Genomic DNA, 18716 nt, shown 5'->3' on the forward strand with positions numbered 1-18716 from the left:
CTACCTCTGGACTCCACTCTCCCCGCAACGAGTTAAGGGCTGCTCGCCCTTAACAATTCCAAAGAGGAAGTCGAAGCCCAAAAATGCTAGCCGCTTCGCTAAACGCATTTTTTTGTGCTTCTCCCATTTACGGCTCCGCCGATGATTTCACGTCGTCGCTGAACTTCACGCCCTGCAAAAACGTAACACCCGCTGCGAAGCAGCAAGTCGGAGAAACGAGAAAAAAGCGTTTAGCGCAGCGGCTAGCTTTTTTCCGTTTCGACCTCTCCTTTGGGGTCTGAAAGGGGCGAGCAGCCCCTTTCTCGTGGATCCAGCGCGTCGAAATCGCTGGTGCTTTTCTGGTTCTCTTTTGGCACGCAAAAGAGAACTTAACCTCGCGTAATCGCGCTCTAACTCCGCGCCACAAGCGCGAGATCCAACCAAACATCGTCTTATCGTAAAAATGGAGGTCCATCATGGCCGGTACTCTTTATATCGTCGCAACCCCCATCGGCAACCTTGATGATATGCCGCCCCGCGTCGCTGCCACTTTTGGCGCGGCGGACTTCGTGGCCGCCGAGGACACCCGCGTGACCATGCGGCTGCTGAACTATCTGGGCCTGAAAAAGCCGATGGTCAGCTACTACGAACACGCATTGCAGAAGGGCGAAGGCATCCTGCGCCGCATCGAGGCGGGCGAGAGCTGCGCCCTCTGCTCCGACGCCGGTATGCCCTGCGTCTCCGACCCGGGCGAGGTCATCGTGCGGGACGCGCTGGCCCGGGGCATCAAGGTCGTGCCTGTTCCGGCGGCATCTGCCTGTGTGACGGCGCTGGCCGTCTCGGGACAGGACACCTCCCGCTGGGTGTTCGAGGGCTTTCTGCCCGTGAACCGGAAGCAGAAAAAGGAGCGTCTGGCCGAGCTGTTGGGCGAAAAGCGCACCGTCATCTTCTACGAAGCCCCCCACAAACTGCGCACGACGCTGGATGACCTCGCAAACGCCTTCGGCCCGGAGCGGAGCATCACCCTCTGCCGCGAGCTGACCAAGCTCCACGAAGAGATCTGGAAGACCACCCTCGGCGAGGCACAGACCCACTATGCCGCCAGCGAGCCGCGGGGCGAATATGTGCTGGTCATGGCCGGCGCGCCGGTCTCTGCAGAGCCGGAAGCCGAACTGACCCTTGAGCAGGCCGCCCAGCGGGCACTTGAGCTGACCGGGCAGGGCTTCGGCCCCACTGCCGCCGCCAAGGCTGCAGCGCAGGGCACCCCCTACTCCAAGAGTGAAATATATAAAGTACTGCTGACTTTGCAGCAGCGCGACCCCGAATAAAATTTGAGGAGGAACCTTTTCCCGTGACGAAACTTCTGATCCTGAGCGACAGCCACAGCAACCGTCTGGCCCTCGAGCACATCCTGAAGGCCGAGGCCGACCACATCGACGCCCTGATCTTTCTGGGCGACGGCCTGCGCGACCTCGAGCAGACGCTGACCCTTTACCCCCGGCTCCGGGCCTACGCCGTGGCCGGAAACTGCGATTTTGGTGCACTGGAGCCGCTGGACGGGCTTGCGGCCTTTGATGGGGTGGTCGTCTTCTACACCCACGGCCATATGTACGGAGTGAAATACGACCTCGACACGCTATCCGACGCCGCAGCGGCCCGGGGCGCGAACGTCGCCCTCTTCGGCCACACCCACGTCCCGGTGGCCGAGCAGCGGGGCGATGTGTTCCTGTTCAATCCCGGCTCCTGCGGCCGGTGCTACACCGGCCCCAACACCTACGGCATCCTGACCCTTGCCGACGGCAAGGTGGTGGGCCACGAGCACAAAGAGGTACCCAAGGCATGAGCATCAATGAGGTGCGCTGGCTGTCCGAGTGCGGCAGCACCAACGCCTACGCAAAAGAGCATTTCGAGGAGTTTGGCCCGGTGGGCGCGGTGTACACCACCAACCAGACCGCAGGCCGGGGCCGTCTGGGCCGCAGCTGGGTAAACGCAGAGGGCCGCGCCCTCTATTACACCGCAGTCATCCGGGAGCCGCTGGCCCAGCCTGCCACCCTGCCGCTGCTGGCCAGCCTCGCTGTCCGTGAGCAGCTGGCCCGGCGCTACGGCGTGGACTGCCAGATCAAATGGCCCAACGACCTGCTGCTGAACGGCAAGAAGCTCGTGGGCATCCTCTGCGAGAGCGTGAGCTACGGCTACCAGATGCAGGGGCGGGGCATCGTCTGCGGCATCGGCATCAATCTGGCTCAGCCCCAGAGCTATTTCGACGCCGCCGACCTGCCCAACGGCACCTCGCTGGAGCTGCAGGGCGCAGCGGTAGACCTCGACGCCGACCCCCAGTGGCTGGCCGAGGCACTGACCGATTTCGGCTTCGACCGCCCCCTCTACACCTTCGCACGGGAGGGCTTCGCGCCGTTCCGGGAGGAGTATAAGGCCGCCTGCATCAATCTGGGCCGTCACGTCACCTTCGACCTGCCGGGTGGGGAGCTGGGCAGCGGCACGGCCATCGACGTGGACGCCGACGGCCAGCTCATCGTCCGCACCGACAGCGGCGAGGAGAGGGTCTTTACCGGCGAAGTCTCCGTCCACGGCATCTATGGAGCTGTATAAATTTTTCTGCACCCCTGCGCCTCTGCGGGCCGTCCGGCCCCGGGGGCGCATTTTGTTTTCCCCGCGAAGGATGCGGAGGCCTCAGGTCTCTCCACAGTTTTCCACAGAGACGTTTTGCCGGGGCACGCTTGTGGAAAACTCCGGGGCCAAAAATTCCAGAGGGGAGAGCTGTTTTCCTCCCGGGTGCGAAATGCCTCCGAAAATAAATTTTTGGCCTCGACTTTCTTTTGGAAAAAAGGTGCTTCGACCCCTTTTCTCCCCAGTTTTTCCCTCATTTCTCGCTCTTGAATACATCGTGTATAACCCGATGCTCGATTTTCTGTGGAAAACTCAGTGGAAAAAGTGGAAAACGCCGTGGGAAAACCGGCTTCTTTTTCACAAAATCAGTGGAAAACCCAGTGGAAAAAGTTAAAAGATGATTCCAGACGGGATACTTCTCCCATCTCCGGATGAAAATGGAACACCGCTGTTCCCACGGATTTTCTTGAATGGACCGGGCAAACATGATACAATGAAAGGCAGGATATGGCCCCGGACATGGGCCGCAAAATTTATTTTCACGGAGGCGTCTGTCTATGAACTGGATCTCCCGCCTTGAGCGGAAATATGGCCGCTTTTGCATCCCGAATCTCATCTCCCTCATCGTAGGCGGACAGATCCTGGTCTACGCCATCGAGCTGTTCGTAAATCAATTTGTCTCATCCTACCTCGGCCTGAGCCGGGGCCTGCTGCTGATGGGGCAGGTGTGGCGTCTCATCACCTTTGTCTTCATCCCGTTCTCGGGGGGCGGGCCGCTGAGCGTCATTCTGGGCATCTACTTCACATGGTTCATCGGCTCTGCGCTGGAAAAGGAGTGGGGCGATTTCCGCTTCAACCTCTACTTCCTGCTGGGGATGGCGGGCACGGCGCTGGGCTGTCTCATCACCGGCATCCCCGCCGATACCTACTGCCTGTCGCTGTCCCTGCTGCTGGCTTTCGCCATGCTCTACCCCGAGGTGCAGGTGCTTTTGTTCTTCGTCTTCCCGGTGAGGGTGAAGTACTTCGGCCTCTTTGCTGCCGCCATGTGGCTGTTCAGTTTCCTTACCGCCGGGTGGCTGTATAAGGTGAGCTATCTGCTGAGTATGCTGGGCTTCGCGCTCTTCTTCGGGCCGCAGGCTCTGCGCAGCGTCCGGGCGTGGATCCGCCGGGAGCAGTGGAAGCGAAAGAACCGGAGGTGAGCCGCTCATGATGATCGACCGCCTTGCGGGCAACTCCGCCCTCAAAGACAGCGTCCGCCTGATGCTGGAAAGCCGCCGCCTGACCCACAGTGTGCTCTTGGTGGGTGAGACGGGCTTAGGCGCGGGCTACGCGGCCCGCTGCGTGGCGGCAGACTATCTTTACCCTGCGGGCGGCGCGCCCGCTGAGGCCCTTCTGCGGGGCGAATGCTGTCGTGCCGTAGGCAAGGCCGGCGACCGCAGCAGCGGTAGGGTGGAAACGGGCATCGTGCGGGAGGCCATCTCCGTCACCGGTATGGGCACAGGCGGGCGGTATCTCGTCAGTCAGGTCAAGGCCATGCGCACTGAGATCTTCAACACCAGCCTCTCTGCCGAAGGCCGCGCCGTCCTGCTCTATCATGTGGAGCGGATGAACGAGGAGTCTGCCAACGCCCTTCTGAAGGTGATGGAAGAGCCGCCTGAGGGAGTGCTGTTCCTCTTGACCGCGGACTCGCTGGCTGGTGTCCTGCCCACCATCCGCAGCCGCTGCGTCAGCTTTGCCGTGGCCCCGGTCAGCCCCGAGGAGTGCGCCAAGTGGTGCATCGGGCAGGGTGTGGATAAAAAGCAGGCCCAGCTTTACAGCCAGCTGTTCGACGGCCACATCGGCACCGTACTCGCGGCGGCACAGGACGACGCCCGCCGGGAACAGGTGGAAAAGGCCCTGACGCTGGCGAAGGCTGCGGCGGCGCAGGACAGCTACGCGGCCGCCGTTCTGCTGGCAGGGTACGAGAAGGACAAGGCCGCAGCCGCCGCGCTGCTGGGCGATTTCCGGGCTGTGGCTGCCGCCGGACTGCGGGGCTGCGGCGGCGCGCCCTTGACGGGCGATGCCGCCCGCCGCGCCCTCTCGCTGGCCGATGCCGCCATCCAGCGGCTGGGGGCGCAGGTGAATCCGAAGATCGTGCTTTCTGTTCTGGCGGCGAAGCTGGGATGATGAATCAGGGGGAGCATCTGCAAAAGGGCAGGTGCTTCTCTTTTATTTTTGAGCGGGTGTGCGCGCTTGTGGCGCGGATTAAGTTTTTTCTTTCGGTCAAATGGCTTGCGCTCCGCGCGGGCCAGAGGTAGGGAGGGGTGTTTCGACTCCCCCCCAAAAAACATTGCCAAGCCATACAAGATGGTGTAAAATAATATTGTGGGTACGTTTTACTCTTGGCAATATTTTTGGATTTAGGGCGGAAAGCAGATCGGAAGGTACTGCCCGCGCATTGACACCTGATCAACAGGACGGTGTGGGGGAAAAACCCCTGCTGCTGTTGCAGAATAACTTGTTTTTTCAAACTCTATGCCGACAAGCTGGAAAAACGGCGCTTTACCCAGAATGTCCAGCCGCAAAAAATTGCGGACTACTTTGGCATTACCGTTGAAGCGCTTATGGGCACAAAAAAAGAGCCCGCCGGGATGGGCGAGCTCGACAAACAGATGCAGGAAATTGTGGCGTTGCTTAACAGCGCAACGCCAGAGCAGCGCAACGCGGTGGAAACGCTGCTGCGCTCCCGGGCAAAGCCGGAGTGAATCAGCCGACAAACGGCAGATCTGTTTTGGCAGGGGCTTCGGTCAGGATGGCCAGAACCTCGGGGACCAGATCAGGGTACTGCCGCAGGATAGCAAGGATCTCTTCATTTGTCATCATGCCAAAACGCTCCTTTTTGTTGTATCTATAATTTTATGTTACAACAGCTATAAGCCGAAGTCAGGAGAAAAGAGGAAAATCAAATGAAAATTTTGGAAAAATGCAAAGTTATTGCGGCAGGCACAATTGTGGCAGCACTGATGGCAGGCACTGCGTTACCCGCGCTGGCCGCCAGCCCCGCCGGGGACGTTCCTTTTGCGGTGCTCGCGCAGCAGAATAGTGCTGTGACCCCGGAGCAGGTAGAAGCACTGATCAGCCAGATCGGCACTGTCGCGCGCAGCAGACGCGCGGCAATCGTGGCCGCTTTGGATGCCTATAACCAGTTGGATGATGCAGGAAAAGCTGCTGTCACCAATTTTGGTGTGCTGGCAGAAGCACAGCAGACTCTTGGTATTCAGGATGCACTTGCAAAGTGCAATGTCAACTACGATGCAGTAGAAGACTGCTGGGCGATTACAACCCCGCATGATGACAGCATCGATAAGCGCAAGACGTGTGGCATTGGCCCCAACCTTTATATCTGGGACAAGGGGAACACTATTGTTTTCTGGGAAGATTTTACTTACATGGGCTCTTCCGAGCTGGATATCGATGACATCATTCTGCGCGGTGGAGATTATAAGTACACTTACATTTGCGATTATGATAACTCCGATTATGGATACGACAAAGAGCTTGGTAAATGGTTTGCATGGGCCACCTTTGAAATGGAAGACAGTGAAGTCGAATGGTTGCGAAACCTTTTGAGTGCCGATACCGTTATCATGCGTTTCGAGGGAACGGATTATAGCAAGTTTGATTACACATGGACGGTGCAGGACCGGCAGGCAATCACCGATATTATTGACCTCTATAATCTTCTGAAAGCAGTTACACCGGAAGTGCGTGAAAAAGCACTGCGTAACTAATACGTTCGGCCTAGGGAATAGAAGCTTGGAAGATTTTTATGCGATTAAAGAAAAAGCATATTGCGGCAATTGCATTGAGCGTGGCTATTTGCGTAGGTGCTACCGGTTGTAAATCGGAAGAAGTCAAGAACACGGACCATGGATGCTCTTCCGAACGCGATACAATGTGCTTTTCAGACAGTTTCGCCTTCTGACTGCTCAGGCTGGTTCCATTCCTGCGGCTATTCGCCTTATTTTTGAAAATTGCTATAAACGCATTTTTTTGTGCTTCTCCCATTTACGGCTCCGCCGAAGATTTCACGTTGTCGCTGAACTTCACGCCCTGAGAAAACGTAACACCAGCTGCGAAGCAGCAAGTCGGAGAAACGAGAAAAAAGCTTTTAGCGAAGCGGCCAGCTTTTTTCCGTTTCGACATCTCCTCCGGGATTATCAAGGGCGAGTAGCCCTTGATTCGTGCCTCCCGCGCCTCGAAAGTAGCGGGTGCTTTTCTGGTTCTCTTTTGGCACGCAAAAGAGAACTTAGCCCCACCGCAAGAGCGATTTAATCCGCGCCACCAGCGCGTGCAGCCGTTCATAAAAAATCAACTCCACATAGCAAAAAAAGCTCCCCAGCGGGGAGCTTTTTGCTCTATCATCTTCTGCGGGAGCGATTCCTCCGCCGCAGGTTCAGCGAGCCGCCGCCGGCCACCATCGTGAGGAAGCCCAGCACGATGAGGATGCCTACCAGCGCAGCCATGAGCAGAAGGGTCGTTTTGGCGTCGGTGCGAAAGTCAGACACATACTCCTTGTGGGTGACAAGGTCCACCGTCCCCATCTCATAACCGTCGAGATAGACGGTGGCCGTGCCCAGTACAGCGCCCTCCTTGATGGTGGCGGCAGCGCTCTCCGGCAGGGAGAAGTCGAACGTCACCTCGTCGTCGGCGTGGCCGTAGCCGCTGAGGTCATTGGCGGCATACAGCTCCACAGTCTCTTCGGCACGGCACTTGGTCAGCGGGAGGGTGGTCAGCACCGTCTCCGTATCCACCAAGGGCCGGTCGGCGAAGCTAGAAAAGGCCCAGTCCAAAAGTTCAGAGCACTCCCGATAGATGTTGTTCAGGTCGCTGCCCAGCACCACGAGGCCATAGGTGTGGCCATCCTGCTGGGCGAAGGTGACGAAGCACCGCCCCGCGAGGGTGGTGAAACCGGTCTTCATGCCCCGGATATAGTCGCGGTAGTAGGCGTACTCCGGGTCCAGCATGAGGTTGGTGGACTTGATGGAGCGCTCGTTCTGGTGGAGGTTCGTTGCGGGCAGGGTATAGGTGAGGGTGTTGGCGGCCTGCATATAGGTCTCGTCGGTGTAGCAGGCGGCAGCAATTTTGGCAAGGTCTTCGGCTGTGGAGACGTTGCCGTAGTCGTACAGGCCGTGGACGCAGGTGAAGGTGGTGTCCTCACAGCCCAGCTCCTTGGCGCGGGCATTCATCCGGGCCACAAAGGCCGTCAGGTCGCCGCCCGAGACATCGCTGGCGATGACGCTGGCCGCGTCGTTGGCGCTGGCCACCAGCAGGCCGTACAGCAGGTCGATGCGGCGCACCGTCTCGCCGATGCGGAGGTTCATGGTGGAGCCGTTGGCGTTCTGGATGTCCTTGAACTCCTGCGTCAGGGAAGCAGGAATGGTGATCTCGGCGTTCATATCCTTGCCGCTCTCGAGGAAGAGCAGGGCCGTCATCATCTTGGTCAGGCTGGCGATGTACCGCTGCTGGTCGGAGTTCTGGCGAAGGATGGGCTTGCCGGTGTCCAGATTGAAGAGGTACACCGACTCGGTATCGCTGACCGTCTGGATGGGCATCTGGTAGACGGCGAAGCCGGGCAGGGCGGTGCAGGCCATCAGCACCAGCGTGAGCAGCAGCGCCGCGGCCCGGGGCAGGAAATTCGATCGATTCATAGGCTTTGTCCTCCTTGACATTCAAACGTCAGCCAAATAGTTTGTGCCAGAATCCGCCCCGCTCCTGTTTCTCCGGCTCGGCCTCCACCGGGGCAGGGTGCAGCTCGGGGCTGGTAAAGGCCCAGTCAAACAGCTCTGCCGCCTCCCGGAAGATGTTCTGGGAGTTCGAGCCGAGGATGACCAGCCCGTAGGTGTGGCCGTCCTGCTGGGCGAAGGTGACGAAGCACCGCCCGGCCTGCGTGGTAAAACCGGTCTTCATGCCGTGGGCATAGCTGCGGTAGTAGCCGCTGGCGGGCTGCAGGAGCTTGTTGGTCGTCGTGATCGTCCGGGCCGGATGCAGCTCCGTGGCGGGCAGCCGATAGGACGCCGTATCCGCGATCCGGCGGTAGGTGGAGTTTGCGTAGCAGGCCAGCGCGATCTTGGCCATGTCCCGGGCTGTGGAGTAGTTCCCGCCGTCGTAGAGGCCGTGCGGGCAGGTGAAGTGGGTCGCCGTGCAGCCCAGCTGGCTTGCCCGGACGTTCATCTGCGCTGCAAACGCGGCGAGACTGCCGGAAGTATCATTGGCCAGCACGCTGGCCGCATCGTTGGCGCTGGGCAGGAGCATGGCGTACATCATGTCGATGCGGCGCACCGTCTCGCCCGCCTGCAGGCCGATGGTGTGGCCCCGGTTGGCCCGGATGGACTGTAACTCCGGCGTGAGGCTGTCCGGGATGGTGATGCTGGCGTTGAGGTCGGTGCCGCTTTCCAGCACCAGCAGAGCCGTCATCATCTTGGTCAGGCTGGCGACGCAGCGGGGAAGGTCGGGATTCTGCTCCACGAGGGTCTCCCCGGTGTCGGCGTCGAAGAGGTAGATGGATTCCTGCGGATAGGCGGCTTGGATGGGCATGGCGTAGACCGCGAAGCCCGACAGCGCCGCCGTGGTGAGGAACACGGCAGTCAGGGCCAGCGCCGCCAGCTGCCGCATCGGGGACGTAAACTTCATAAAGCGAAACTCCTTCGGAAGCCCCGGGCTTCCATAATCCGATATAAAATGCTATTATAAAGAATACCATAAATGAAGCAAAAGAGAAAGGTGGTTTTTCAACAATGATCCTATCCTTTGGTGGAAAAACGCCCCGGGACGAGGGCGCAGTCTTCGTGGCCGCGAATGCGACGGTGCTGGGCGATGTGACGCTGGGCAAGGGCACAAACATCTGGTACGGGGCTGTGCTGCGGGGCGACGAGGGCACGCTGGTGCTGGGCGAAAACTGCAACGTGCAGGACAACGCCGTCCTCCACTGCGACCCGGGCGGACAAGTCCTTCTGGGCAAGAAAGTCACGGTGGGCCACTGTGCCATTGCCCACGGCTGCACAGTAGGGGAAAACAGCCTCATCGGGATGCACGCCACCCTGCTCAACCACTCTGTCGTGGGCAAAAACTGCATCATCGGGGCCGGAGCGCTGGTGCCGGAGGGGATGGTCATCCCCGACAACTCGGTGGCCGTAGGCGTGCCCGCCCGGGTCATCAAGACCATCCGGGACGACCAGCTGGCCCACAACATCGAAAACGCCGAGGCCTATGTGGAGATGGGGCGGCAGCACGCGGCCCTTGTCTCCGATGCTGAAAATTGAGCACCCGTCTCCCAAAAATTTCACAGGCCGATTAACAAATCTTTCACAAGAAAGACATGATTTTGGCCCACAGTTCGGGTATACTATAGCTCACAAGGGTGCGGGGCCGCAACCGCACCCTTGCACATGATTCCTCCTCACACCAAAGCAATACCCCAAACGACAAGACTCCTTTCCGCGTCGCCGCAAGCGCGGGAAGGGGTCTTGTTGCGTCTTGGGGGCCGGAACGCAGAACGCCCCCGCTCAGGGCCTTGAGCGGGGGCGTTCTGTATCGTTACATCATATTGCGGAAGACGACCTGTGCGATCTGGAAATAGAGGATCAGGCTGCAGGCGTCCACGATGGTGGTGATGAAGGGGGTCGCCATGATGGCCGGGTCGGTGCCCAGCTTCTTGGCGGCCAGCGGCAGCATACCGCCCACCAGCTTTGCGAGGATGACGCTGAAGAACAGCGACACACTGACCACCACCGCATAGCCGATGACGTTCTGATACTGCCCGGCGTAGAGGTAGGTGTACATCAGGTAGATGCGCAGGCCGTTGACAAGGCCCAGCACCGCGCCGACGATGGCGGAGACCCGCAGCTCCTTGCCCAGAACGCGGAGGAAATCGCTGGGTTCCACCTCGCCCAGCGCGAGGCCGCGCACCATGAGAGTGCTGATCTGGTTGCCGCAGTTGCCGGCGGTGTCCATCAGCATGGGCATGAAGGAGACCAGCAGGGGCAGGCTGACGAAGGCCTCCTCGTAGTGGGTCGTGACCATGCCGGTGAAGGTGGCGGAGAGCATCAGGATGAGCAGCCATGGGATACGCTGCTTGGCGTGGGTCCAGACGCTGGTGCCGAAGTAGGTGGTGGCATCGTCGTCGGGCAGGATCGCCGCCATCTTCTGCATATCTTCGGTGCTCTCGTCGGTCAGGACGTCGATGGCATCGTCGATGGTGATGATACCGACGAACATCCCCTCGTTGTCCAGAACGGGCATGGCGGTGAAGTCGTAGCGCTGCATCTCACGGGCCACGAACTCCTGATCGTCCGTGACCTTCACGGCGACGACATTGTCGTCCATGATGTCCGTGATGGGGGTGGACGGATCCGCCAGCAGCAGGCTGCGGGCCGACACGACGCCCTTCAGGCGGTTGCGCTCCACCACATAGCAGGTGTAGACGGTCTCGGCGTTCTCACCCTGTCTGCGGATGGCTGCAAAGGCATCGCTGACGGTCATCCCCTCCCGCAGACGGACGTATTCGGGGGTCATCAGGCTGCCAGCAGAGCTTTCGGGATAGTTCAGCAGCTTGTTCAGGCTCTCACGGGTCTGGCGGGACGACTTTTCCAAGACCCGCTTGACCACACCGGCGGGCATATCCTCCAGCAGGTCGGCGGCGTCGTCAAGGCTCATCTCCTCGATGGCGCTCACCAGCTCGACATCCGAAAACGCATTCACGAGGTCGTCGCGGGCCTCGTCGGACATATAGGCGAACGCCTCGGTCGCAACGTCCTTTTTCAGCAGACGGAACACCACGAGGCGGTTGTTCTCGTCCAGCTCTTCCAGCAGCTCGGCCAAATCGGCGGGCTGCTCTTCCTCAGTCACCTCGCGCAGCTTGACGTACTGCTTCTTGATGAGCAGCTTGAGCAGACGGCTTTTGGTGAGCATCTCAGGGTTGGCCTTGACCTCTTCGTCGTTGGCCTCCTCTTTTTCGGCCTCACGGACGTCCTGCCTGAGGTCTTCGGTGGCCTGCTCGTTCAGGTCTTCGGCCAATTTCTGGCGCACCTCGGCGGGAATATCGGCAGGCAGCTCCTGCACCGGAAGGGCTTCGTCCACTTCGCGCTCCGGGTTGTTCTTTTTTTCTTCCATTCGTGTTCCTCCTCTTTCCTGTCTCAGGAGGACACAGCCGCATCAACGCAAAAGCGCCGCTCCTGCACCGCAGCCTCAGGGCCGCACACGCCCCGTCTGCACGCGCAGAGCTGCGCCCCTTTTGTACGGCAGCCGGACAGCAGACACCCCGCTGTTCAGCGTACAAAAAAGGCGAACGCAGCACCTTTCGCGGTCGTTCCGGCCGCATCATTCCATCGTCTTCGACTATGATCCGGGTCCATTGTCCTGCGTTCACCTCCACAAGTTCAAAATACTAAGTTTCTTAGCCTTACAGGCTTATTATATCTCCTTAAAAATGCCCGGTCAACCCTGTAAGCGTTCCATTTCCGGAATATTGCCGTACAAAAACACACAGCGCCCTCCCCGGTGCTTGCGGCTTCACCGGAAAGGGCGCTGTGTTCGGATATTGCTTTGGTGTGAGGAGGAATCATGTACAAGGAATCGGTTGCGGCCCCGAATCCTCATGGCTGTAGTATAACAGCTTTTCGGCTGGATTTCATGAAAAACCTATGAAGAAAGTGTAAAAATCGAAAGGCATAAAAAATACGCCCCGGACACTGTTTCCAGTGAGCGGGGCGCTAAAAACGGATCTCGTTTTTGGCTGCGGCAAGATCCCTGCAAAGCAGGTCTTATGCAGCAGGCGGAGCAAGGTATCTGCGAGCAGACCTTATGCTCCTGACACACGCGAAGTATGCTTTCAAGGACCCTCGCGGGCGCTTTGGTATTTCAGACTCTGCCCGCCCCGACGCGTCCGGGAACAGGCAGAGAGTCGAAATCAGGTTAGGGCACAAAGCTTTGGTCTTTGCGTAGGCGTAAGCCGCGTCTTTGCTCTGGCCGGGGCCGCAGTTTCGTACTGCTGCGTTGCGCAGTAATCGCCAGCACGGAGCAGCCGCCCTTTCGGGACTAAGGTGCCGCTGCGGCAGGTTCCGGCCAGAGGGAAAAGAACTTTGGTTTACTTGTACAGCTCGACCAGACGGCTCAGGTGCTCGTAACGGTCGTTTGCGACCTGCTCGTTGCGAGCGAAGAGCTGCTTTGCACGCTCCGGGAAGGCGCGGGTCAGGCGGCTGTAACGGGTCTCGTTTGCCAGCAGGGCCTGATACTTCTCGCCATCCACAGCCTTGGAGGTCAGGGTGAAGGGGTTCTTGCCCTGAGCCTTGTTGGCCGGATTGAAGGTGAACAGGTTCCAGTAACCAGCCTCAACTGCCTTCTTCATCTCGTTCTGGCAGTTGGTCATGCCGCCCTTAACACCGTGCAGCTCGCAGGGAGCGTAGCCGATGATCAGAGAGGGGCCGGGGTAAGCCTCAGCCTCAGCGATCGCCTTGACAGCCTGGTTCATGTTGGCGCCCAGAGCGATCTGAGCGACATAGATGTAGCCGTAGGTCATAGCGATCTCGGACAGGCTCTTCTTGCTGATCTCCTTACCAGCAGCAGCGAACTGGCAGACCTCACCAATGTTGGAAGCCTTGGAAGCCTGTCCGCCGGTGTTGGAGTACATCTCAGTATCGAAGACCATGACGTTGACATCCTCGCCGGAGGCCAGAACGTGATCCAGACCGCCGAAGCCGATGTCGTATGCCCAGCCGTCACCACCGAAGATCCAGACGGACTTCTTGGCGATGAACTCCTTGCTCTTCAGGATCTCAGCGGACTCGGTGCAGCCAGCGGCAGCAGCCTTCTCCAGCTCAGCGATCAGAGCCTTAGCGGGGGCATCGTTTGCCTTGGTGTTGTTCTTGGTTGCCATGAACTCGTCAAAGGCAGCCTTCAGCTCAGCAGAAGCCTTGTCAGAACCAGCGACCTCAGCGATGCGCTTGATCAGGTTCTCACGGACGGTCTTCTGGCCCAGATACAGGCCCAGACCGTGCTCTGCGTTATCCTCGAACAGGGAGTTGCACCATGCAGGACCGTGGCCGCTGTCCTTATTGACAGTGTACGGAGAGATGGAAGCAGTACCGCCCCAGATAGAGGAGCAGCCGGTGGCGTTGGAGATGTACATCTTCTCGCCGAACAGCTGGGTGATCAGACGTGCGTAAGAGGTCTCAGCACAGCCTGCGCAGGAGCCAGAGAACTCCAGCAGCGGCTGGTTGAACTGAGAGCCGATGACGGTGTCGTCTGCGAACTTAGAGGGCTTCTTGGAGATGTTGGCGACGCAGTAGTCGAAGACTGCCTGCTGGTCGGCCTGAGACTCCTGAGGAACCATCTGGATAGCCTTGGTGGGGCAGACGGTGACACACTCGCCGCAGCCCATGCAGTCCAGAGGAGACACAGCCATGACAAACTTGTACTCGTTTGCGGGCTTGTTGTCGCGGCTCTTGGTCTGTGCGGGAGCTGCTGCCAGCTCGTCAGCGGTCAGCTGGAAGGGACGGATGGTTGCGTGAGAGCACACGAATGCGCACTGGTTGCAGCCAACACACTTGGAAGCATCCCACTCGGGGACGTTCACAGCGGTGCCGCGCTTCTCGTAAGCGGAAGCACCCTGCTCCCACTCGCCGTTTGCGTTAGCAACGAAGGCAGAGACGGGCAGGCTGTCGCCGTCCATACGAGCGATGGGCTCCATGACGTCGCGGATCTGCTTGACCAGCTCCGGACGGCCAGCCAGCTCCTTCGGAGCGGGATCGGCCTCGGGGTTGGACCAAGAAGCGGGAACGTCAACCTTGTGGATGGCGTCAACACCGGCATCGATGGCCTTCCAGTTCATCTCAACGACGTCCTGACCCTTCTTGCCGTAGCTCTTCTGAGCTGCCTGCTTCATGAAGTTGATGGCGTCATCGATGGGCATAACGTCAGCCAGCTTGAAGAAAGCGGACTGCAGGATGGTATTGGTGCGCTTGCCCATACCGATCTCGATTGCCTTATCGATTGCGTTGATGGTGTACAGCTGGATGTTGTTGTCAGCGATGTACTTCTTGGCCTCAGCATTCAGGTGATGGCCCAGCTCCTCATCGTTCCACTGGCAGTTGATCATGAACACGCCGCCGGGCTTGACATCCTGGACCATCTTCATGCCCATGTGGATGTAAGCGGGGTTGTGGCAGGCCACGAAGTCAGCCTGATTGATGTAGTAGGGGCTGCGGATGGGCTTGTCGCCGAAACGCAGGTGGCTGATGGTCACGCCGCCGGTCTTCTTGGAGTCATACTGGAAGTATGCCTGAACATACTTGTCGGTATGGTCGCCGATGATCTTGACGGAGTTCTTGTTTGCACCGACGGTACCGTCGCCGCCCAGACCCCAGAACTTGCACTCCTTGGTGCCAGCAGCTGCGGTGATGGGAGCGGGCTTGACCTCAGGCAGAGACAGGCCGGTGACATCATCGGTGATGCCGAGGGTGAAGCGCTCCTTCGGCTGATCCTTCTCCAGCTCCTTGAACAGAGCGAAGATGGAGGACGGGGGAGTGTCCTTGCTGCCCAGACCGTAGCGGCCGCCGGTCAGGATGACATCGTTCATGCCAGCCTCACGCAGGGTAGCTGCGACATCCAGATACAGGGGCTCGCCCAGAGAGCCGGGCTCCTTGGTGCGGTCCAGCACAGCCACCTTCTTGGCGGTCTTGGGCAGGACCTTCAGCAGAGCGGAGGACACCCAAGGACGGTACAGGCGGACCTTGACGATACCGACCTTCTCGCCCTTAGCGTTCAGGTAATCGATGACCTCGTCAGCAACGTCGCAGACAGAGCCCATAGCGATCATGACGCGATCGGCATCGGGTGCGCCGTAGTAGTTGAACAGGTCGTAGTTGGTGCCCAGCTTCTCGTTGATCTTGGCCATGTACTTCTCGACGACTGCGGGCAGTGCGTCGTAGACAGAGTTGCAGGCCTCACGATGCTGGAAGAACACGTCGCCGTTCTCGTGGGAGCCGCGCATCTTGGGGTGCTCGGGGTTCAAAGCCTTGGCACGGAACTCCTCGACAGCCTCCATGTTGCACATTTCCTTCAGGTCGGCGTAATCCCACTTCTCGATCTTCTGGTACTCGTGAGAAGTACGGAAGCCGTCGAAGAAGTTCAGGAAGGGGACCTTGCCCTCGATGGCTGCCAGATGGGCAACAGGGGACAGATCCATGACTTCCTGCACGCTGCTCTCGACCAGCATTGCGAAGCCGGTCTGGCGGCATGCCATAACGTCGCTGTGATCACCGAAGATGTTCAGGGACTGGGTAGCAACGGTACGTGCAGAAACATCGAACACGCAGGGCAGCTGCTCAGCAGCGATCTTGTACATATTGGGGATCATCAGCAGCAGGCCCTGAGAAGCGGTGAAGGTGGTGGTAACAGCACCTGCACCCAGAGAGCCGTGCACAGCGCCTGCAGCGCCTGCCTCAGACTCCATCTCGACGACCTTGACCTGGTTGCCGAAGATGTTCTTCTGGCCGGCAGCGGACCACTGGTCCACAGAGTCAGCCATCGGAGAAGAGGGGGTAATGGGGTAGATAGCAGCCACGTCCGTGTAGGCATATGCTACATGAGCGGCAGCGGTATTGCCATCCATGGTTTGCTTTGCTCTAGGCATTTTTCTTCCTCCATTCAGAATTTTGGTACCTTCTGCGCGGGGCAAACGTCTTTGGCCGGAGCCGGAGAACTCCTTGAAAAACGCATTGCTCAACTGACGGATGCTGCGCGCTGCCGGAGCCGGAGAACTCCGCAAAAGCACAGACCCATCGAGGGCAATAGCCCTGCCCGGGGCCGGAGAACCCCATGAAGGCACTATTGCTCATCTAATATAATAGCAAATTCCGCTGGCAAAGGCAACGCAAACCCACTGGCAAAACACAACAAAAATTCCCGAAAATTTTTAGCTCTTTTTTACAGATGTGTCCCTGCCTGCATCCAAGAGGCTTTTATTGCCTAAAATCCAGTGATGATGAGGTTTTTCTTACAAAATCCTAAATTTATAATTGACATTTGTACAGCTTCTGCCGTAAACTTTATCCATAGGAAAATGCGCCTTGGAGCGCAGGGAAGGACAGGCACAAAAAACGATGGATGCTGCACATTTCGAAAAGACGCTCACGAGCGAGGTGCTCTTTGAGGGCCGGGTGGTCACGCTGACCAAGGACACCGCCCTGCTGGAAAACGGCGAGACCGCCCAGCGTGAGGTCGTCCACCACCACGGCGGGGCCTGCATCGTGCCCTATTTTGAGGACGGCACCCTCTGCATGGTGCGCCAGTTCCGCTATGCCATGCAGCAGGAGCTGTGGGAGCTGCCCGCCGGCAAGCTGGAAAAAGGCGAAGACCCCTTCGAGGCCGCCAAGCGGGAGCTGGGCGAAGAGTGCGGCCTGACCGCCGACCACTACACCCCGCTGGGCGAGTTCTACCCCACCGTGGGCTATGACACCGAGGTCATTTATATGTGGGCGGCCACCGGGCTGCACAAGACCCAGATGCATCTGGACGACGACGAGTTCCTGACGCCTGACCGCATCCCGCTGGCAAAGGCCTACGAGATGGTCATGCGCAACGAGATCAAGGACGGCAAGACCATCGCGGGCGTGCTCAAGCTCAAGGCGCTGGTGGACGAGGGCAAGCTGTGATCCTCTACGAAGATGCAGCCCTCGTGGTGCTGGACAAGCCCGCCGGTCTTTCCAGCGAGGAGGGCGTCCCCGCTGCCCTGCGGAAGCACTGGGGCAGGCCCGACGCCTATGTGGGCGTCATCCACCGGCTGGACACCGGTGTGTCCGGGCTGATGGTCTATGCCAAGACCCCGCAGGCCGCTGCCGCCCTCAGCCGGCAGGTGGCCCAGAGCCAGCAGTATTATGCCGTGCAGGATGGCCGGGCCGAGCCCGCCGCCGATGCGCCGGACGCACCGCCCTTCCGGAAGGAGTACCGCGCCCTCATCGCGGGCGGGCCGGACGAAACGCTCCCCGCCGGAGGCGTCCTGCGCGACTACTTATTCAAGGACAGCCGGAAGGGCCGGGTCTTCCCGGTCAGCCGCCCCCGCAAGGGCGTGAAGGAGGCTGTGCTGGAATACCGCCTTGCGGCGTCTGCCCCGGACGGCAGCGCCAGCCTCGCGGACATCACCCTCCACACCGGCCGCACCCATCAGATCCGGGTGCAGTTCGCCTCCCGCCGCCACCCGCTCTGGGGCGACGGCAAATACGGGAGCCGCGTCAAGGGAGACATCGCGCTCCAGAGCGCCCGCCTCCGCTTCATCCACCCCGGCACCGGCAAGGCGATGGACTTCCGCCTCCCCGTGCCCGGGACATGGCCCGCTTGGGGCATCAGACAGGAAAACGATAATGGAACAGCAGTTTAAAACGGATTCGGAAATATACGCCGTCCTCGAGCGGGAGATCATCGATCTGACCCTGCGGCCCGGCTGCTCTCTGAGCGAAAACCCGCTCTGCACCCGCTTCGGCGCGCCCCGCTCCCTCATCCGGGTGGTGCTGCAGCGCCTGCAGGAAAACGGCCTTGTGAAGATCGTGCCCTACAAGGGCACCACTGTCACCCGGCTGAACCGGGACATCGTGGATGAGCTGATCTACGAGCGCATCGCGGTGGAGGCCCGGGTGCTGCGGGACTTTGCGCCCCACTGCACCCCCGAGCACCGCGCCCTCATCCGTCAGCGCGCCGCCGCCTACGACGAGCTGGCCAAGGCCGAGACGCTGGACTTCAACCGCCTCTACGAGGCCGACACCCGCCTCCACGAGACGTGGTTCTCCGCCATGGGGAAGATGTACCTCTGGCGCACCTTGCAGAACGCCCACGCCGACTACAGCCGCTTCCGGATGCTGGATACCCTGACCACCGGCGGTCTGGCCGAGGTGGTGGCCGACCACCACAACCTCATCGACGCCATTGAGCGGTGCGACCTTGCGGCCTTCGAACCGCTGGTAGAGCGCCATCTCTACGGCGGCATCCGCCGTCTGGGCAGTAAGCTCACCGAGGAATACGCAGATTATTTTGAACCGGAGACCGAAAAATAAATGTTCCATGTGGAACAGCGGCTCATTTCC

Annotated in this window: 17 protein-coding genes; 11 read left to right on the forward strand and 6 right to left on the reverse strand. The window is 59.6% G+C overall.

Annotated features, from left to right (window positions below):
* Nucleotides 1-455 precede the first annotated feature (455 nt).
* The 7 genes from rsmI (at nucleotide 456) to LKD23_RS08905 (ending at nucleotide 6374) form a co-directional block, all read left to right on the forward strand.
* Nucleotides 456-1307 carry a 16S rRNA (cytidine(1402)-2'-O)-methyltransferase gene (rsmI, locus tag LKD23_RS08875; protein ID WP_227621333.1) on the forward strand — a complete coding sequence of 284 codons (852 nt, stop codon included), beginning with the start codon at nucleotides 456-458 and terminating at the stop codon, nucleotides 1305-1307.
* Nucleotides 1308-1330: 23 nt separating this feature from the next.
* Nucleotides 1331-1822, forward strand: a complete 492-nt coding sequence (locus LKD23_RS08880) for a YfcE family phosphodiesterase (RefSeq protein WP_227621334.1) — start codon at nucleotides 1331-1333, stop codon at nucleotides 1820-1822.
* Nucleotides 1819-2586 carry a biotin--[acetyl-CoA-carboxylase] ligase gene (locus tag LKD23_RS08885; RefSeq protein ID WP_227621335.1) on the forward strand — a complete coding sequence of 256 codons (768 nt, stop codon included), beginning with the start codon at nucleotides 1819-1821 and terminating at the stop codon, nucleotides 2584-2586. The genes LKD23_RS08880 and LKD23_RS08885 overlap by 4 nt, the downstream gene beginning before the upstream one ends.
* Before the next feature lie 575 nt (nucleotides 2587-3161).
* Complete coding sequence (locus LKD23_RS08890) at nucleotides 3162-3803, forward strand: rhomboid family intramembrane serine protease (RefSeq protein WP_227621336.1); 642 nt, start codon at nucleotides 3162-3164, stop codon at nucleotides 3801-3803.
* A gap of 7 nt (nucleotides 3804-3810) precedes the next feature.
* Nucleotides 3811-4770: a DNA polymerase III delta subunit-related protein gene (locus tag LKD23_RS08895; protein WP_227621337.1), complete on the forward strand. Its 960-nt coding sequence runs from the start codon at nucleotides 3811-3813 to the stop codon at nucleotides 4768-4770.
* A 293-nt stretch (nucleotides 4771-5063) separates the two neighbouring features.
* A complete protein-coding gene (locus LKD23_RS08900) occupies nucleotides 5064-5348 on the forward strand; it encodes a hypothetical protein (protein WP_227621338.1) in 285 nt (94 codons plus the stop codon).
* A 201-nt stretch (nucleotides 5349-5549) separates the two neighbouring features.
* Entirely contained in the window at nucleotides 5550-6374 is an 825-nt protein-coding gene (locus tag LKD23_RS08905; RefSeq protein WP_227621339.1) for a hypothetical protein, read from the forward strand.
* Between the two features lie 10 nt (nucleotides 6375-6384).
* On the opposite strand, the gene LKD23_RS08910 is transcribed toward LKD23_RS08905, so the two are convergent.
* Genes LKD23_RS08910 through LKD23_RS08925 form a run of 4 tightly spaced genes read right to left on the reverse strand, consistent with a single transcriptional unit; the run spans nucleotide 6385 to nucleotide 9276 of the window.
* Nucleotides 6385-6651, reverse strand: a complete 267-nt coding sequence (locus LKD23_RS08910; RefSeq protein WP_227621340.1) for a hypothetical protein — start codon at nucleotides 6649-6651, stop codon at nucleotides 6385-6387.
* Entirely contained in the window at nucleotides 6652-6948 is a 297-nt protein-coding gene (locus LKD23_RS08915) for a hypothetical protein (RefSeq protein ID WP_227621341.1), read from the reverse strand.
* A gap of 56 nt (nucleotides 6949-7004) precedes the next feature.
* Entirely contained in the window at nucleotides 7005-8294 is a 1290-nt protein-coding gene (locus LKD23_RS08920; RefSeq protein WP_227621342.1) for a D-alanyl-D-alanine carboxypeptidase family protein, read from the reverse strand.
* Nucleotides 8295-8322: 28 nt separating this feature from the next.
* A complete protein-coding gene (locus LKD23_RS08925) occupies nucleotides 8323-9276 on the reverse strand; it encodes a D-alanyl-D-alanine carboxypeptidase family protein (protein ID WP_227621343.1) in 954 nt (317 codons plus the stop codon).
* 104 nt (nucleotides 9277-9380) lie between these two features.
* Between LKD23_RS08925 and LKD23_RS08930 the strand changes: the two genes are divergently transcribed.
* The gene (locus tag LKD23_RS08930) at nucleotides 9381-9905 is read left to right on the forward strand and encodes a gamma carbonic anhydrase family protein (RefSeq protein WP_227621344.1); all 525 of its coding nucleotides are present in this window, start codon (nucleotides 9381-9383) and stop codon (nucleotides 9903-9905) included.
* A 274-nt stretch (nucleotides 9906-10179) separates the two neighbouring features.
* Here the strand turns inward: LKD23_RS08930 and mgtE are convergent, their stop codons facing one another.
* Nucleotides 10180-11754: a magnesium transporter gene (gene mgtE, locus LKD23_RS08935; protein WP_227621345.1), complete on the reverse strand. Its 1575-nt coding sequence runs from the start codon at nucleotides 11752-11754 to the stop codon at nucleotides 10180-10182.
* A gap of 973 nt (nucleotides 11755-12727) precedes the next feature.
* Nucleotides 12728-16273 carry a pyruvate:ferredoxin (flavodoxin) oxidoreductase gene (gene nifJ, locus LKD23_RS08940; protein WP_227621346.1) on the reverse strand — a complete coding sequence of 1182 codons (3546 nt, stop codon included), beginning with the start codon at nucleotides 16271-16273 and terminating at the stop codon, nucleotides 12728-12730.
* 469 nt (nucleotides 16274-16742) lie between these two features.
* Between nifJ and LKD23_RS08945 the strand changes: the two genes are divergently transcribed.
* The 3 genes from LKD23_RS08945 to LKD23_RS08955 are packed head-to-tail and all read left to right on the forward strand — an operon-like array spanning nucleotide 16743 to nucleotide 18686.
* Nucleotides 16743-17294, forward strand: coding sequence for an NUDIX domain-containing protein (locus LKD23_RS08945; RefSeq protein ID WP_227621347.1), 552 nt, complete (start codon nucleotides 16743-16745; stop codon nucleotides 17292-17294).
* Entirely contained in the window at nucleotides 17291-18016 is a 726-nt protein-coding gene (locus LKD23_RS08950; RefSeq protein WP_227621348.1) for an RluA family pseudouridine synthase, read from the forward strand. The genes LKD23_RS08945 and LKD23_RS08950 overlap by 4 nt, the downstream gene beginning before the upstream one ends.
* Nucleotides 18000-18686: a GntR family transcriptional regulator gene (locus tag LKD23_RS08955; RefSeq protein ID WP_227621349.1), complete on the forward strand. Its 687-nt coding sequence runs from the start codon at nucleotides 18000-18002 to the stop codon at nucleotides 18684-18686. The genes LKD23_RS08950 and LKD23_RS08955 overlap by 17 nt, the downstream gene beginning before the upstream one ends.
* Nucleotides 18687-18716 lie beyond the last annotated feature (30 nt).

This window comes from Faecalibacterium butyricigenerans, assembly GCF_020687345.1.
Taxonomy (GTDB): Bacteria; Bacillota; Clostridia; order Oscillospirales; family Ruminococcaceae; genus Faecalibacterium; species Faecalibacterium butyricigenerans.

Bases quoted from the DNA above. Each gene is read 5' to 3' on its own strand.
- LKD23_RS08945 (WP_227621347.1), top strand. From the start codon at position 16,743: ATGGATGCTGCACATTTCGAAAAGACGCTCACGAGCGAGGTGCTCTTT.
- LKD23_RS08925 (WP_227621343.1), bottom strand. From the start codon at position 9,276: ATGAAGTTTACGTCCCCGATGCGGCAGCTGGCGGCGCTGGCCCTGACT.
- mgtE (WP_227621345.1), bottom strand. From the start codon at position 11,754: ATGGAAGAAAAAAAGAACAACCCGGAGCGCGAAGTGGACGAAGCCCTT.
- LKD23_RS08885 (WP_227621335.1), top strand. From the start codon at position 1,819: ATGAGCATCAATGAGGTGCGCTGGCTGTCCGAGTGCGGCAGCACCAAC.
- LKD23_RS08890 (WP_227621336.1), top strand. From the start codon at position 3,162: ATGAACTGGATCTCCCGCCTTGAGCGGAAATATGGCCGCTTTTGCATC.
- LKD23_RS08915 (WP_227621341.1), bottom strand. From the start codon at position 6,948: ATGAACGGCTGCACGCGCTGGTGGCGCGGATTAAATCGCTCTTGCGGT.
- LKD23_RS08910 (WP_227621340.1), bottom strand. From the start codon at position 6,651: ATGGGAGAAGCACAAAAAAATGCGTTTATAGCAATTTTCAAAAATAAG.
- LKD23_RS08920 (WP_227621342.1), bottom strand. From the start codon at position 8,294: ATGAATCGATCGAATTTCCTGCCCCGGGCCGCGGCGCTGCTGCTCACG.
- nifJ (WP_227621346.1), bottom strand. From the start codon at position 16,273: ATGCCTAGAGCAAAGCAAACCATGGATGGCAATACCGCTGCCGCTCAT.
- LKD23_RS08955 (WP_227621349.1), top strand. From the start codon at position 18,000: ATGGAACAGCAGTTTAAAACGGATTCGGAAATATACGCCGTCCTCGAG.
- LKD23_RS08905 (WP_227621339.1), top strand. From the start codon at position 5,550: ATGAAAATTTTGGAAAAATGCAAAGTTATTGCGGCAGGCACAATTGTG.
- rsmI (WP_227621333.1), top strand. From the start codon at position 456: ATGGCCGGTACTCTTTATATCGTCGCAACCCCCATCGGCAACCTTGAT.
- LKD23_RS08930 (WP_227621344.1), top strand. From the start codon at position 9,381: ATGATCCTATCCTTTGGTGGAAAAACGCCCCGGGACGAGGGCGCAGTC.
- LKD23_RS08895 (WP_227621337.1), top strand. From the start codon at position 3,811: ATGATGATCGACCGCCTTGCGGGCAACTCCGCCCTCAAAGACAGCGTC.